Origin of the sequence: Acetobacter estunensis, assembly GCF_019083805.1 — a bacterium.
GTDB classification, from domain to species: domain Bacteria; phylum Pseudomonadota; class Alphaproteobacteria; order Acetobacterales; family Acetobacteraceae; genus Acetobacter; species Acetobacter estunensis_A.
On the sequence record NZ_JAHRDV010000004.1, the window covers coordinates 203,728 to 217,972 of the forward strand.

The window sequence follows — 14,245 nt, forward strand, 5'->3', positions numbered from 1 at the left end:
CGCGGACAGAACACACCGCCGGGAAAGAACGCGGAACACATTCCATTTACGGTCCACGACCCCGGACACACACTCCGCCTCAAGAGGGGAACTATCCGAACTTCCGGTCATTCTGCAAGTCGTCTCATGGGTTTTCCTCGTGCCTCCCTCCAGATCGTGCCGTCAGAACCGGCACCGGGACGGCACGCCTCACCCCATGAGTGCGGCCATCCAGTGAAACAGGCCGAAGCTGGAAAGATCATTGAAAGTGGAAAACAGGAAAAGCCCCGCAATCAATGCGAATCCGGCCTGAAAGCCCACCTCCTGTATTTTCCTCGGCACAGGACGTCCGCGAATCGCTTCCAGAACATAAAAAACCAGCCGTCCGCCATCGAGGATCGGGATGGGGAACAGGTTGATCAGCCCAAGATTGACCGACAGAAGCGCCATGAAGGACAGGATGCTGGCCACACCGTACTGCGCCACCTGCCCGGAAAGCTGGGCAATCCGCAGCGGGCCGCCAAGATCACGCGGCGTATGCCGGCCGGTCACCATCTGCCACAGCCCGTCGAGCGTCTGCGTTATGGTGTTCCACGTGGCCTTCGCGCCACTGACGACAGCCTGCGGAAGTGGCTGAGGCTTACCGGTTTCCGTTGCAAACTCGATCCCAAGTTGCCCGATGGGCGCGGCATTTCCCGATGGCGTGATACGCCCGAGCGTGACAGGCAGCGTCATATCCTTGCCGTCACGCTTGACGTGCAGGGTCGTGGCCTGCCCCGGCTCACCCGCCACCAGCTTCTGCACGCTCTGCGCGTCAGGCGTGGCCTGCTCCCCCAGAGCAAGAATTGTATCGCCGGGTTTCACGCCCGCCGCCGCCGCCGCCCCATTGGGCATCACTGCAGCAACCGTGTTGCGCACGCTCGGCTGACCGCAGAAAGCAAAAAGCAGAAAAAACAGCACGAAAGCGAGCACGAAATTGAACACCGGCCCAGCGGCAATGACGATCATGCGCGAACCGACGGGCTTGTCATGGAACGTCCGCCCGGGCTCCCACGCGGCCTTCTGTTCCTCGGTGGCGTCTTCCGGCCCTTCAAACCCATGCGGCTTGACGTAACCGCCCAGAGGAATCGGGCCAATGCGCCACTCCGTCCCCACCTTGTCCGTCCAGCGCCACAGCGGCGGACCGAAGCCGATGGAGAACGTGTCCACCTTCACGCCGCGCCAGCGCGCGGCGAGGTAGTGACCGAGTTCGTGGATGAAGACGAGCACACCCAGCACCACGCAAAAGGCCAGTATCGTTCGAATCAGGTCATGCATGGCCGGGTTCTCCTCACTTCACGCCCGCTTTCATATAGACACGTCAGGCTTTCGGCGTCAGGCCGCCTTCCTGACAATCCCTTCACGCGCCACACGACGCGCCTCCGCGTCCCAATGCAGCACGGCAGCCAGATCCTCGATAACCGGCGCGCCCAGCGTGTCCATCGCGTTCTCGACGATGCGCGGAATATCCAGAAATCCGATCTGATTGTTCAGAAAGGCCTCGACCGCAATCTCGTTGGCCGCCGAGAGAATGGTGGACGCAGCGCCCCCTTCCCGCAGGGCCTGTCGCGCCAGCCGAAGCGCCGGAAATCGCGCGGGATCGGGTTTTTCGAACACCAGCGTGCCGAACTGCGCCAGATCCAGACGCGGCGACGTGGTGGGCATCCGCTCGGGCCATGCCAGACAGTGCGCGATGGGAATGCGCATGTCCGCCGAACCCATCTGCGCGATCAGGCTACCATCGGTGTATTGCACCATGCCATGCACGACCGACTGCGGATGCACGAGCACGTCGATGCGCTCCTCAGGCAGATCGAAAATACGCGCCGCCTCAATCACCTCTAGCCCCTTGTTGAACATGGAGGCGGAATCGATGCTGATCTTGGCCCCCATGCTCCATGTCGGATGCTTGAGCGCCTGCGCAGGCGTTGCGGCTTCCATCGCCTCCAGCGTGGCGGTGCGGAACGGACCGCCGGACGCCGTGAGGATGATCTTCTCGACCTGTGCTTCCTGACGATCCGCCATCGCCTGAAAGACCGCGTTATGCTCGGAATCCACCGGAAGAAGAGTGGCTTTCGCCTCCGCGATGGCGCGCAGCATCACGTCACCCGCACAGACCAGCGCTTCCTTGTTGGCCAGCGCCACGGTCGCCCCGTTGCGCACGGCCGCAAGCGTCGGCTCAAGACCGGCAGCACCCGTGATGGCGGCCATGGTCCAGTCCGCCGGCACGGCCGCTCCTTCGATCACGGCAGAACGGCCACCGCTCACCTTCACATCCGTGTCCGCCAGAAGCGCCTTCAGTTCCCCGACAAGGCTTTCATCGGCAATCACGGCCTGTTCGGCACGCAGAGCACGGGCCTGTTCGGCCAGCAGCTTCGCGTTGCGCCCGCCCACAAGCACTTTCACCGCAACATCTTCGCCTGCCTGATGCAGAAGATCGACTGTCGAGCAGCCGATGCTGCCTGTACTGCCCAGAACCGTAACCGTCTTCATGCCTGTTTCATCCTGACTGCCAACATCCGCACGCACGCCTTCATCTCAGGCGTCCCTGCGCCCCCATTCTCATTGTCCGAATACGTGACTGATCGCCTTCACAAGATCAGCCAGTCCAACTGTCCAGAACCCAAATCCCGGCTGCGCCGCCAATGACAGTACGGCCGCAAGCGGCATCACGGCCAGCATTGCGTCGAAGCGATCCAGCAGGCCACCATGTCCCGGCAACAGCGTGCCGGAATCCTTCACGCCTCTTGCACGTTTGACCGCGCTTTCCGCCAGATCGCCCGCCTGCGCCACCACTCCCAGCAAGGCTGCCCAGACACCGCTTCGCACAAGCAAGGACGTCCGCTCCATCATGCCGTCCACTCCCGCCAGCGATGCCACAAGCATCCCCGCCAGAACCGCTCCGCACAGACCGCCCACAGCCCCCGAGCGCGTCTTGCCCGGAGAGATGCGCGGCGCCAGCTTCGGTCCACCCACAAGCCGCCCGACCAGATAGGCCGAACTGTCGCTGGCCACCACCACAGCAATGGGGAAGACCACCGACCATGCCCCCGGCAATGTGTGCAGTCGAAGCCACAGCAACGCAGAACCCGCCGCCACGATGGCCGCGTTGCCAAGCCAAAGCGGTGTACCGAAAAGGAAAGCGGTCATGGGAAAGGCCGCGATGGCGCTCCAGCGTCCGGCACAGGCGGCCAGCCCCGCGCAGACGGCCCACCCGAGATACAGCACGCCACGCCACGAACGCACCGACAGGCCAAACAGAGTCGCCATTTCGGAAGCGAGGCCACACATGGCCAGAAGAATGAGCGCTTCATAAAACGGGCCACCGGCCCAGATGGCGCTCCCGGCCACAAGGATCAGCACAACAGCCGAAATCAGCCGGGGACGCAGATCCTTCCAGTTCGATCCAGAAGAACGCGGGCGGGACGCCTCACTCACGCCGGACGCGCGCCGAAGCGACGTTCCCGACGACCGTAGATTTCCAGCACCTGCGCAAAGGTCGTTTCATCAAAATCCGGCCACAGCGAATCGAGAAACACGAACTCCGCGTAAGCGCTCTGCCACAGAAGAAAATTGGAAATACGGTGCTCGCCGCTGGTGCGCACCACGAGATCGGGATCGGGAATACCCGCCGTCAACAGATGCCGCGACATCATGTTCTCATCGATCGCATCGGGATCGAGTTCACCCCGCTGAACGGCCCGCGCGATGGCTTTCGTCGCCTGCACGATGTCGTTGCGACCGCCATAGGACAACGCCAGAAGCAGCGTGAGGCCCGTATTGTGAGCCGTCAGTTGCTCGGCCCGCGCCAGTTCGTCGCACAAATCCGACCCGAAACGGTGCACTTCTCCCACAAACAGGATACGGACCTGCTCACGGTGAAGTTCCGCCACCTTGTGCCGCACATAGAACCGAAGCAGACCCGTGAGATCCGCAACCTCATCGGGGCCGCGTCGCCAGTTCTCGGAAGAGAAGGCGTAGAGCGTCAGATACTCCACTCCCTGCCTGCGCGCCGCCCTCAGACAACGTGTCACCGCCTCCGCCCCTGCCCGATGCCCCGCAATGCGCGGCAGTCCGCGCGACGCGGCCCAGCGACCGTTTCCGTCCATGATGATGGCGACATGCTGGGGCACCGAACCATCCGTGGATGTTCCGGCCGGGACCGCACCCTGTGCTACGGCTCCCAGAGGAAGGGGCATCGTGGAATCAGACCTGCTTGATTTCGCGTTCTTTCTCCGCGAGCATTTCGTCGATGCTCTTCACGTAGCGGTCCGTCAACTTCTGAATGGCGTCCGACCAGACCTTCACATCGTCCTGGCTGATGTCGCCCTTTTTCTCGAAGCTTTTGGTCTTGTCCATGCCGTCGCGCCGCACGCCGCGCACCGCCACTTTCGCGCCTTCGGAATAACGCGCCGCCGCTTTCGCGAGTTCGTTGCGTCGCTCTTCGGTCAACTGCGGAATGGGCACGCGAATCGTCTGGCCCTCACCCGCCGGATTGAGGCCGAGCCCCGAATCCCGGATGGCCTTTTCCACGGCGGCCGCTAGCGCGCGGTCCCACACCTGCACGCTCAGCATACGGGCTTCGGGCACGGCGATAGTCGCCACCTGCGAGAGAGGCACCTCACCGCCATAGGCCTCGACCCGCACAGGCTCCAGAAGGGCGGCATTCGCACGCCCCGAACGCAGTCCGGCGAAGTCCCGGCGCAGGCTGTCCAGCGCACCATCCATGCGGCGCGTCAGATCCTCGATAAGCGTATTCAGTTCCGCCACGACGGTTCTCCCAAACAGACCGGAAGCAACCGGTGCTCCGGTTCAATCACAACGCTCAGCGCGCGTCCTTGCGCTGAATCAATCGGTTTCCTCGATACGGGTATAGGGGCCTTCGCCACGCATCACGCGCTGAAAAGATCCATCTTCGTGAAGATTGAAGACCACGATGGGCAGGCGATTCTCACGTGCCAGACTGATGGCGGCCGCGTCCATGACATTCAAGTCGCGCGAAAGGACTTCCATGTAGGTCAGTCTGTCATGACGCACGGCATTGGGATCCTTGCGCGGATCGGCGCTGTACACGCCATCCACCTGTGTGCCCTTGAGCAGTAGATCGCAATCCAGCTCAGCCGCACGCAGCGCCGCCGCCGTATCCGTCGTGAAGAAGGGATTGCCCGTGCCGGCAGCACAGATCACGACGCGCCCTTTTTCCATGTGACGCACGGCGCGACGACGGATGTAAGGCTCGGCAATGGACGACATCTCAATGGCCGAGAGTACCCGCGTGGGCACATCCTGACGTTCGAGCGCGTTCTGCACCATCAGCGCGTTTATGACAGTCGCCAGCATCCCGGCGGCGTCGCCCTGCGCGCGGTCCATGCCGCGCGCGGCAGCGGTGAGGCCACGGAAAATGTTGCCGCCGCCGACCACGATGCCGATCTGCACGCCGCTGCGGAACACTTCGGCCACGTCGCTGGCGATGCGGTCCACCGTCTGGGCATCGACGCCATACTGGGCGCCACCCATCAGCGCTTCACCGGAGAGTTTCAGGAGGACGCGGCGCGGTGCGGCGGAGCCTTGAGCGGTGGTATTCATCTTGCCTCAATGCACGGACGATCGGACATGCCCCGCATCCGCCACGCTCCAAGCGGACCGTGACCCACAGGGTCCGAGGCCCCCTCATATCGCCCGACGTCCCATCCCACAAGAACGGAACAGGCCTTTCCCCGTCCCGCTGGCGAAATTGTCAGGCGTTGTCGTCCAGTCCGAGCGCGCGCAGACGGGCTCGCTCCTCGTCCCATCCAGCCCGTTCCTTCACGTTGAGAAACAGGTGACAGGGACGATCCAGAAGCCGGGCCAACTGGAGCCGCGCCTTCTGCCCGATCTCGCGGATCCGCCGTCCTTTCTCCCCGATGAGGATGGCCTTGTGGCTCGCGCGAGCGACATAGATCGTCACATCCACGCGCACGGAACCATCGGGCCGCTCGGCAAAACTTTCGGTCTCCACCGTGGCGCCGTAGGGCACCTCCTCATGCGTCTGAAGAAAGATCTGCTCACGCACCAGTTCCGCCGCCAGAAGACGGTCGGGCAGGTCTGTCATGTCGTCTTCAGGATAGAGGAATGGTCCGACAGGCAGGCTCTCGGCCAGTTTATCGAGAAGATCGTCCACGCCGCTGCCCGAGCGGGCACTGATCATGAACACATGCTCGACCGGCAATTTCTCCGCAATGGCGGCTGTGAGCGGCAAAAGCGCCTGCGGCGTCACCAGATCGGTCTTGTTGAGAGCCAGCCACACACGCCGCTTCGACTGCGCCAAACGGTCGATCACCGCCGTCGCAGCCTCATCCAGACCGGCTTTTGCGTCCACCAGCAGAACCGTGACATCCGCGTCATCGGAGCCGGTCCAAGCAGCGGCCACCATGGCGCGATCGAGCTTGCGGCGCGGACGGAAAATACCCGGCGTGTCCACGATCAGGATCTGCGTGTGATGGCGGATCAGAATCCCCAGCACCCGAAAGCGCGTCGTCTGCGCCTTGGGACTGACGATGGAGAGTTTCGCGCCCGCCATCCGGTTGAGCAGCGTGGATTTTCCGGCGTTCGGTGCACCCACCAGCGCCGCGAAGCCGCATCGTGTCTCGGTCATTTCGATCCCGTTCCCCGCTGTGCCATCAGGCGCGCCAGCAGATCCGCCGCCGCCGCGCTTTCCGCTGCACGCTTGTTGCCTGCTTCACCCTCGCCCACCAGTCCGGCCGCCTTCACGGCCATGACAAAGTGCGGCGCATGGGACGGTCCATCGGCGCTGATCGTTTCATAGACCGGCAACCCCATGCCCCGCGCCAGCACCCATTCCTGCAAGCCCGTCTTGGGGTCTTTGGGTGGCTTCGCCTGCGCCTGAATAAAATCCGCCCACCATCTCCGCACGAGCGCCCGCGCAGGAGCCAGTCCCGCATCCAGATACAGCGCACCCAGAATGGCCTCCAGCGCATCGGCCAGAACATTCGCCGTCTCGCGGATGCCGATCCGCTCCTCGTGCGCCGCCACGTTCAAGGCTTCCGGCAGCCCCATGCGCTGCGCGATCTCTGCCAGAGCCGTGCGCGAGACAAGATGCGCGTGCCGCGATCCGAGCGCGCCTTCCTGCTCGCCCGGATAACGCTCCAGCAGCCATTCGGCCATCAGCAACCCGAGCACACGATCCCCAATGAACTCCAGACGCTCGTTGGACCCTTCGCCCTTGGTACCGCTGCGGCGTCCACGCCGCGATGTGGCCTGCTGGTGCGCGGCCGAGCGGTGTGTCAGAGCCTCACGCAACAGATCCGGCTTCGCAAAGCGATGCCCAATGCGGTGCTCAAGCGCGCCCAGTTCCGGGGTTTCCACGTTTCCGTCTCCCGACCGGTCAATGCACGACATGGAAAAGACGTGCCCACCTGATCTCCGTGGGCCACGTCCAGAACTGCCAGAAGGGATGCGTCGAATCCACCGAGAAGAAGATCATCCCCGCGCGACCAACGAGGTTCTCCATGGGCACGAACCCCAGATCCTCGCTGCCTTCCCCCATGAAACGGCTGTCGGCGCTATGGTCCCGGTTGTCGCCCATGGCGAAGAAATAGCCCGGCGGCACGACATATTCCGGCGTGTCGTTCTGCATGCCCTCATTGGTGAAACGCAGCACGCCATGCGTCACGGGCGCGGCGCCGGCACTTCCCGGAAGCGTCTCGCGACATTCGCGTCCTTCGGTCTGGAGATGGTTTTCATCGACCTCCGTGTAACCGCCCTGCGGGACGCACGGCACCGGCGCACCATTGAGATAAAGCTGTCCCTCACGCACCTGCACATGATCGCCCGGCAGGCCGATGATGCGCTTCACGTAGTCGATGGACGTGTCCTTGGTGAAACGGAACACCGCCACGTCGCCCCGGTGCGGTTCGGCACCCCAGATGCGCCCGTCGAACAGATGCGGGGAAAGCGGAAAGGAATAGCGCGAATATCCGTAGCTGTATTTGGACACCCACAGATAATCCCCCACCTGAAGCGTGGGTATCATGGAGCCGGAAGGAATATTGAACGGCTCGTAGAGAAACGTCCGCACCACCAGCACAAGCAGCACCACGCTCACGAAAGAACGGACCATCTGGAAGAGGCTTTCGCCCTGCCGCTGCGGCTTTTCCGTTGAAGTGGTGTCGTTCATCCGCGTCATTCTGTCCGTTATCTCCGCCATTCCGTCAGGTATTGTCGGCGCGTATGCCGGCAGGGCGCACCATCGGGGAGCCGGATGAAGCCGCCCGCCTGCCCCGCTGTCAACCCGCGGACGGCACGGCCTCGATGATGACCTGTGCCAGCGCATAGGGCGTATCGTCCGTAAGACTGAGATGCAGACGCGCCTCATGACCGGGCGGCACCATATCCACCAGTCGGGCGGCGGCCCCTCCGGTCAGGGTGAGATCGGGTTGCCCGGAAGGCCGGTTGCTCACGCCGATCGTGCTATGGAACACACCTACGGCAAAGCCGGTACCCAACGCTTTGGCGCAGGCTTCCTTGGCCGCCCAGCGCTTGGCATAGGCCCCGATGCGGGCCGCCCCCTGCCGCCGTTCGGCCCGGGCGCGCTCCGTTTCCGTAAAGACGCGCAGAAGAAACCGCTCCCCAAAGCGCTCGATGGCCCGCTCGATGCGACGCATGTCGCACAGATCCATGCCGGTGCCGATAATCATGCCGCGCTCCGGCTCACGACCGCGCCCGCTCGACCTGCGAGATTCCTTCGGACGACCGCAGCCCCACAATGACGCTGGACAGATGCTTGAGGTCGCGCACCTCCACATCCACCAGCACTTCCATGAAATCGAGCTGCCGGTGCACGATCTTGAGATTCACGATCGAGCCGTCCTGCTTGGAGACAGCATTGGTGATGGCGGCGAGCGTGGACGGTTCGTTGGCCGCGATCACCGTCACCCGCCCGATGAAGGGCCCGGCGGACGACGCGCCCCCTTTGCCGAGCGCTGCGTAATCCCAGTCCACATCCAGAAACCGCTCAGGCGTGGCAGCGAAAGCTTCAAGCGTCTGACAGTTGGCCGCGTGAATGGTCACGCCTTTGCCTGTCGCCACGACACCCACGATCTTGTCGCCCGGCAGTGGATGGCAGCACCCGGCGAAATGCACCGCAATCCCCGATCCCAACCCGACCAGCGGTGCGCTGCCCCCACTCGTCGCCTTCTGCCGTGCGACGGGAGGACGGGCGGCCAGTCCCGGGATCATGCGCGGGCCGCGAGTGGTACGCTTGAGTTCCGGATAGGCCGCATGCACGACGTCGCGCGGACCAATATTGCCGGTGCCTACAGCCACATACAGGTCTTCGACCGATGCCTGCTTGAGATCCTTGAGCAGCGTCTCCAGCACCTTCTCGGACCCATCCACACCTTCCTGTCGGAAAGCCTTGGCGAGCGTAGCCTTACCAGAATCGAGCGAGACCTGTCGCTGCTGCTGCGCCACATAACGACGGATGCGTGCGCGGGCCTTGCCAGTGACAACGAACCGTTCCCATGACGGCGACGGCGCACCACCTCGCGCGGTCATGATCTCGACCTGATCGCCGTTCTGGAGTTCATGACGCAGAGGCACCAGCCGCCCGTTCACCTTCGCGCCGACGCAGGCATCACCCACCTGACTGTGCACAGCATAGGCAAAGTCGATGGGCGTGGCACCACGCGGCAGGGGAATGAGCTGCCCCTTGGGCGTGAAGCAAAAGACCTGATCCTGATAAAGTTCCAGCTTGGTGTTTTCGAGGAATTCGTCTGGCGCCGCCGAATCTTCAAGGATTTCGAGAAGATCCTGCACCCAGCGGGGCCGTTTCATCCCCTGCGCGGCCTCGATGGCAGCATCCCCGGCGGGCATCTGCTTGTAGGCCCAGTGCGCCGCGACACCGTTTTCCGCGATGTCGTTCATCTCGTGGGTGCGGATTTGCACTTCGATCTTCTGGTTGCGCGGATGGCGCAACGTCACACCCGTGTGCAGGCTCTGATAGCCGTTGGCCTTGGGCGTGGAGATATAGTCCTTGAAGCGCCCCGCGATCATGGGGAACGCGCCATGGATCGCACCGAGAGCGGCGTAGCACTCCTCACGCGTGTCAACGATGATACGGAACGCCATGATGTCGGAGAGCTGCTCGAACGCCACATTGCGGCGCTGCATCTTCTCCCAGATGGAATAGGGCGACTTTTCGCGCCCCTTTACCTCGACATCGCCGATCCCGGCTTCATGACACAGATGCAGCAGTTCGCGCCGGACGTCTTCAATGATGTCCGCACCCTGCCCGCGCAGATAGTTCAGGCGGGCGCGGATGGTGGCATCGGCCTCCGGCTCCAATTGCGCGAAGGCAAGACCCTGCAATTCGGTCTTGACCCGATCCATACCGATGCGTCCGGCCAGCGGCGCATAAATGTCCATGGTCTCGCGCGCGATACGGCGGCGACGGTCTTCGCGCTGCACGAAATGCAGCGTGCGCATATTGTGCAGACGATCCGCCAGCTTGACGATGAGCACGCGAATGTCACGCGACATCGCCAGCACGAGCTTACGGAAATTCTCGGCCTGCTTGGTCCGGTCGGACTGGAGTTCCAGACGAGTGAGTTTGGTGACACCATCCACAAGCTCGGCAATGGTGGGACCGAACTGCTCGCGCAGCGTCTCCACCGTAATGCCCGTGTCTTCGATCGTGTCATGGAGCAGAGCGGTGGCGATGGAAGGCACGTCCATATGGAAACGCGCCAGAATCATCGCGACCGCCAGAGGATGCGTGATGTAGGGATCACCCGCATCGCGCAACTGGCCTTCATGCGCGTCCCGTGCCACGGCAAAGGCACGTTCCACGAGCGCCACGTCGGCAGTGGGATTATATCGCTGTATCCGCCGGATCAGACGATCGGGCGTAATATCCATCCCTTCATCCTGCGCCAGAACCGGCGGAAGAAGGGGGCTGCCACGTCCACCCGGAAAGAGTTCCTGATCACCGCTCACAACCGCCCTCCGTCCAAAAGACAGAAGCGGAAGAGAGACGGAACGGGAACACTCACGGGGATAACGCCATCTCCAGATTCATGCTCCGAACCCGAAAGCCCGGAGGCAAATTCAGAGTGTCAGCGCTTGCCGCGACCTGACATCTCGGCCTCGAACGCGGCCTTCATTTCTTCAGGAGAAAGATCGGTCACTTCCTCTTCGGCCGAGCTTTCCTGTAGTCCGAAGATGTTCTGCTCGGTCGGAATGAGGTCAAGAACCTCTTCATCGGCAGGCTCAGGTTCTGGCGCACGGGCGAGCGAGCGGACAAGATCGTTGCGCAGCGACTCGAGCGGAACAGTCTGGTCCGCAATTTCACGCAGGGCGACAACGGGGTTCTTGTCGTGGTCGCGATCGACCGTCAACTCCTCGCCGCGAGCGAGATTACGCGCCCGCTGAGCGGCCAGAAGAACCAGTTCGAAGCGGTTCGGTACCTTGTCGACGCAATCTTCGACCGTGACGCGCGCCATGAAGTGGCCTCCAGGAAATCCATTAAGAGACCTCTCATAGCATCCCACAGCGCCCGAGGGAAGCGATCACGGCGTCAAACGGCGGATTGTCTGGGGCGGCAGAGCGGAAACCAAATCCTCCACCGTGCGTTTTGTGAGCGGATCGCGCCAATCCGGCCATACATCGCGCAGAGGTAGCAACACAAAAGCGCGCTGGGTCGCGCGTGGATGGGGAAGCAGGGGACGGCCCTCCGTACGAATCAGGCCACCCGCATCGATGAGGTCGAGATCGAGCGTACGTGCCGCGTTAACGACACTGCGCTGGCGTCCGAACTGTGCCTCAATGTGATGAAGTGTATCAAGGAGGACAACAGGAGAGAGAGAGGTCTTGCCGACCACCACCCCATTTATGTAGGGAGGCTGGCCGGATGGAGGGATCGGTTCACTCTCGTACCATGGAGAAACCGAAACGATTTCCAGACCGGGCGTGGCGCGCAGGGCTTCCACTGCCGCGTCACATGTCGCGGACGGCGACACAAGGGCACCGGTCAGAGGGTCTGGACCAGCCAGGTTGGCGCCGATGGCGATGACAACCTTCACGGAAGCTCCCTTTTCTTCCTCACCGTCCTCACGTCAAAAAACAACGATTAGTGGACTGATATAACGGAAACTTAACCTGTTTATCAAAAACTCCAGCGCATTCAAGGAAGACACAACTGCATGATCATTCACAATACCGAACGCACCTGCCTCTTCATTGACGGATCAAGTCTTTATTCCGCATCCCGCGGCCTCGGCTTCGACGTTGATTACCGCAAGATGCTGGATTTCTTCACAAAACGCACGCATCTGCTTCGCGCCCATTATTACGCCGCTATTCTCGACACCGATGAATATTCGCCCATCAAGCCGCTCACGGACTGGCTGTCTTATAACGGCTATTTCCTCGTCACGAAGACGGCACGGGAATACACCGATCAGAGCGGTCGCCGCCGTGTGAAAGGCAACATGGACATCGAAATCGCGGTGGACATGATGGAGGCCGCTCCGCACATCGACCATGCCATCCTGATCACGGGCGACTCCGATTTCCGCCGTGTGGTGGAGGCCGTACAACGGCAGGGCGTGCGCGTATCGGTCATTTCCTCCATGCGCTCCTCACCGCCGCTGATCGGCGATGACCTACGTCGTCAGGCCGATCAGTTCATCGAACTGGCCGACATTGCCGAAGACATCACCCGCCGCCAGACCGAACCCCGCCCGAAACAGGCGCCGATTCGCCACCCGGCCGATCAGGCCAGCGAAGAGGAATGATCCGGCCTGCCCCTGCCCTCGGCCCGACTGACGCTCGCCGAGGCAGGGGCACCGCTTCCCGACACCGGAGCCCCATCTCATCATGAGCGTCCTTCCCTCTCCCGTCATCGATACCGCCCTCGCTCATGAGCCTGCGGCGGACTGCCCGCTCTGCCCGCGGATCGTTCAGAGTCGCGCTCTGTCACCGGGACATGCCCCTCTTCCGCCACGCGGACCGCAGAACGCTCCCCTTCTCATCGTAGGACTTGCACCTGCACCTCACGCCGATGGCACGAACACTCTGTTTCCCGATCTTCAGGCGGAAGAGTTGCTGCACGAAATTCTGGAAGAGTTCGCGTTCGGAACGTGCGCAACGCAGAGCGGAAACGCACAGGGCTTCACACCCACCGCCGCCCGCATGGTCTCGGCCATGCGCTGCGCCCCGCCAGCCGGGCTGCCCCAGCCTTCCGAAATTGCCACCTGCAACCAGTTCCTGCGCTCGGAACTCCAGACCATGGCCGATCTGCGGATCGTTCTGGCGCTTGGCCTACTCGCCCACAACGCCACCGTGGCGGCCTGTGGCATCCCTCTTTCGCGCGTAAGTTTCCGCCATAACCGGCTCACAACGATGCCCGATGGCCTCAGAATTGCGGACACGCACCATCTCTCCGCCCGCAATCTCACCACAGGACTGGTCACGCGCGAGGGGCTGCGCCGGCTGATTGGCGACATTCGTCAGGAAATCGACACGCATAGCGCCGTCTTCTGATTTCAGAGCAGCCGGACCGGCGGGCGTCGAACGGATCGCATGGCGACCAGTCCGCAAGCGATAAAAGCATACACCAGCGGCGCTCCAAGCCAGTGCTTATGCCCCAGAAGATCGTGCACGGTCACCAGAATGGCCGCAGCGTAAATGCCTCGGTGCAGGATCCGCCAGCGACGTCCCAGTAGCTTCATGGAAAACTGCTGGGATGTGACCGCAAGAGCCAGAAGAATCAGAAAAGCGGCCAGCCCAAAAGGCAGAAAGAGCCTGTTGGCAAGATCATGGACAATCCCTGCCAGATCGGCCTTGCGTTCCCCCACGACATAAACACTCACATGCATCAGAGCATAGGTAAACGCCAGCAGACCTGCTACACGACGCCACTTCATAAGATCAATACGGGCGTAACGACGCAAAGGCGTAATCGCCAGCGTCAGCAACAGGAAACGAAAGGCCCACAGGCCAAGATCTTTCTCGGCCTGCGTCACGGGATGCGCGCCCAGTTCTCCCGCCCGGGCTGCCCACCACTCCGATGCAGCCGGCACCAGAAAAAGCAGCCAGACCAGACATTCCTCCACAGGATGCGAAAGGAAACGCTGGCGACGGTTGCGGGCTTTCATGAAGGCTGTCCTCTGTCCTGAACATCCTGTCTATCGTCTTTCATACTGGCGGGAACAGGCAAGAGCGCGAT

At 62.4% G+C, this 14,245-nt stretch carries 16 protein-coding genes; 2 read left to right on the forward strand and 14 right to left on the reverse strand.

Annotation, left to right across the window (positions count from 1 at the left end; all coding sequences use genetic code 11):
* Positions 1-189: 189 nt before the first annotated feature.
* From rseP to folK, 13 genes are all read right to left on the reverse strand, one after another.
* On the reverse strand, positions 190-1,296 hold the full coding sequence (gene rseP, locus KUA11_RS07240) for an RIP metalloprotease RseP (RefSeq protein WP_217409653.1): 1,107 nt from the start codon (positions 1,294-1,296) through the stop codon (positions 190-192).
* A 57-nt stretch (positions 1,297-1,353) separates the two neighbouring features.
* A complete protein-coding gene (dxr, locus tag KUA11_RS07245) occupies positions 1,354-2,511 on the reverse strand; it encodes a 1-deoxy-D-xylulose-5-phosphate reductoisomerase (protein WP_217409654.1) in 1,158 nt (385 codons plus the stop codon).
* Between the two features lie 69 nt (positions 2,512-2,580).
* Positions 2,581-3,456: a phosphatidate cytidylyltransferase gene (locus tag KUA11_RS07250; RefSeq protein WP_217409655.1), complete on the reverse strand. Its 876-nt coding sequence runs from the start codon at positions 3,454-3,456 to the stop codon at positions 2,581-2,583.
* On the reverse strand, positions 3,453-4,127 hold the full coding sequence (gene uppS, locus KUA11_RS07255; RefSeq protein ID WP_254454759.1) for a polyprenyl diphosphate synthase: 675 nt from the start codon (positions 4,125-4,127) through the stop codon (positions 3,453-3,455). Before uppS ends, KUA11_RS07250 begins: the two co-directional genes overlap by 4 nt.
* Positions 4,128-4,224: 97 nt before the next feature.
* Positions 4,225-4,746 (reverse strand): ribosome recycling factor, encoded by a 522-nt coding sequence (gene frr / locus KUA11_RS07260; protein ID WP_194303189.1) that lies wholly within the window; start codon positions 4,744-4,746, stop codon positions 4,225-4,227.
* A 120-nt stretch (positions 4,747-4,866) separates the two neighbouring features.
* A complete protein-coding gene (gene pyrH, locus KUA11_RS07265) occupies positions 4,867-5,604 on the reverse strand; it encodes a UMP kinase (RefSeq protein WP_217409657.1) in 738 nt (245 codons plus the stop codon).
* Between the two features lie 151 nt (positions 5,605-5,755).
* Positions 5,756-6,652: a GTPase Era gene (gene era, locus KUA11_RS07270; protein ID WP_217409658.1), complete on the reverse strand. Its 897-nt coding sequence runs from the start codon at positions 6,650-6,652 to the stop codon at positions 5,756-5,758.
* The gene (rnc, locus tag KUA11_RS07275; RefSeq protein ID WP_264805612.1) at positions 6,649-7,383 is read right to left on the reverse strand and encodes a ribonuclease III; all 735 of its coding nucleotides are present in this window, start codon (positions 7,381-7,383) and stop codon (positions 6,649-6,651) included. Before rnc ends, era begins: the two co-directional genes overlap by 4 nt.
* A gap of 19 nt (positions 7,384-7,402) precedes the next feature.
* The gene (gene lepB / locus KUA11_RS07280) at positions 7,403-8,194 is read right to left on the reverse strand and encodes a signal peptidase I (protein WP_217409659.1); all 792 of its coding nucleotides are present in this window, start codon (positions 8,192-8,194) and stop codon (positions 7,403-7,405) included.
* Positions 8,195-8,303: 109 nt separating this feature from the next.
* Positions 8,304-8,714, reverse strand: a complete 411-nt coding sequence (gene acpS, locus KUA11_RS07285) for a holo-ACP synthase (protein ID WP_217409660.1) — start codon at positions 8,712-8,714, stop codon at positions 8,304-8,306.
* A 13-nt stretch (positions 8,715-8,727) separates the two neighbouring features.
* Positions 8,728-10,935: a RelA/SpoT family protein gene (locus KUA11_RS07290; RefSeq protein WP_217409744.1), complete on the reverse strand. Its 2,208-nt coding sequence runs from the start codon at positions 10,933-10,935 to the stop codon at positions 8,728-8,730.
* A 197-nt stretch (positions 10,936-11,132) separates the two neighbouring features.
* Positions 11,133-11,519, reverse strand: a complete 387-nt coding sequence (gene rpoZ, locus KUA11_RS07295) for a DNA-directed RNA polymerase subunit omega (RefSeq protein ID WP_166313071.1) — start codon at positions 11,517-11,519, stop codon at positions 11,133-11,135.
* A 66-nt stretch (positions 11,520-11,585) separates the two neighbouring features.
* Entirely contained in the window at positions 11,586-12,098 is a 513-nt protein-coding gene (gene folK / locus KUA11_RS07300; protein WP_217409661.1) for a 2-amino-4-hydroxy-6-hydroxymethyldihydropteridine diphosphokinase, read from the reverse strand.
* 120 nt (positions 12,099-12,218) lie between these two features.
* On the opposite strand from folK, the gene KUA11_RS07305 reads away from it, so the two are divergent.
* Complete coding sequence (locus tag KUA11_RS07305) at positions 12,219-12,812, forward strand: LabA-like NYN domain-containing protein (protein WP_166313069.1); 594 nt, start codon at positions 12,219-12,221, stop codon at positions 12,810-12,812.
* 82 nt (positions 12,813-12,894) lie between these two features.
* Positions 12,895-13,560, forward strand: coding sequence for a uracil-DNA glycosylase family protein (locus KUA11_RS07310; protein WP_217409662.1), 666 nt, complete (start codon positions 12,895-12,897; stop codon positions 13,558-13,560).
* A 2-nt stretch (positions 13,561-13,562) separates the two neighbouring features.
* On the opposite strand, the gene KUA11_RS07315 is transcribed toward KUA11_RS07310, so the two are convergent.
* Positions 13,563-14,174 (reverse strand): protein-methionine-sulfoxide reductase heme-binding subunit MsrQ, encoded by a 612-nt coding sequence (locus tag KUA11_RS07315; RefSeq protein WP_217409663.1) that lies wholly within the window; start codon positions 14,172-14,174, stop codon positions 13,563-13,565.
* Positions 14,175-14,245: the final 71 nt, after the last annotated feature.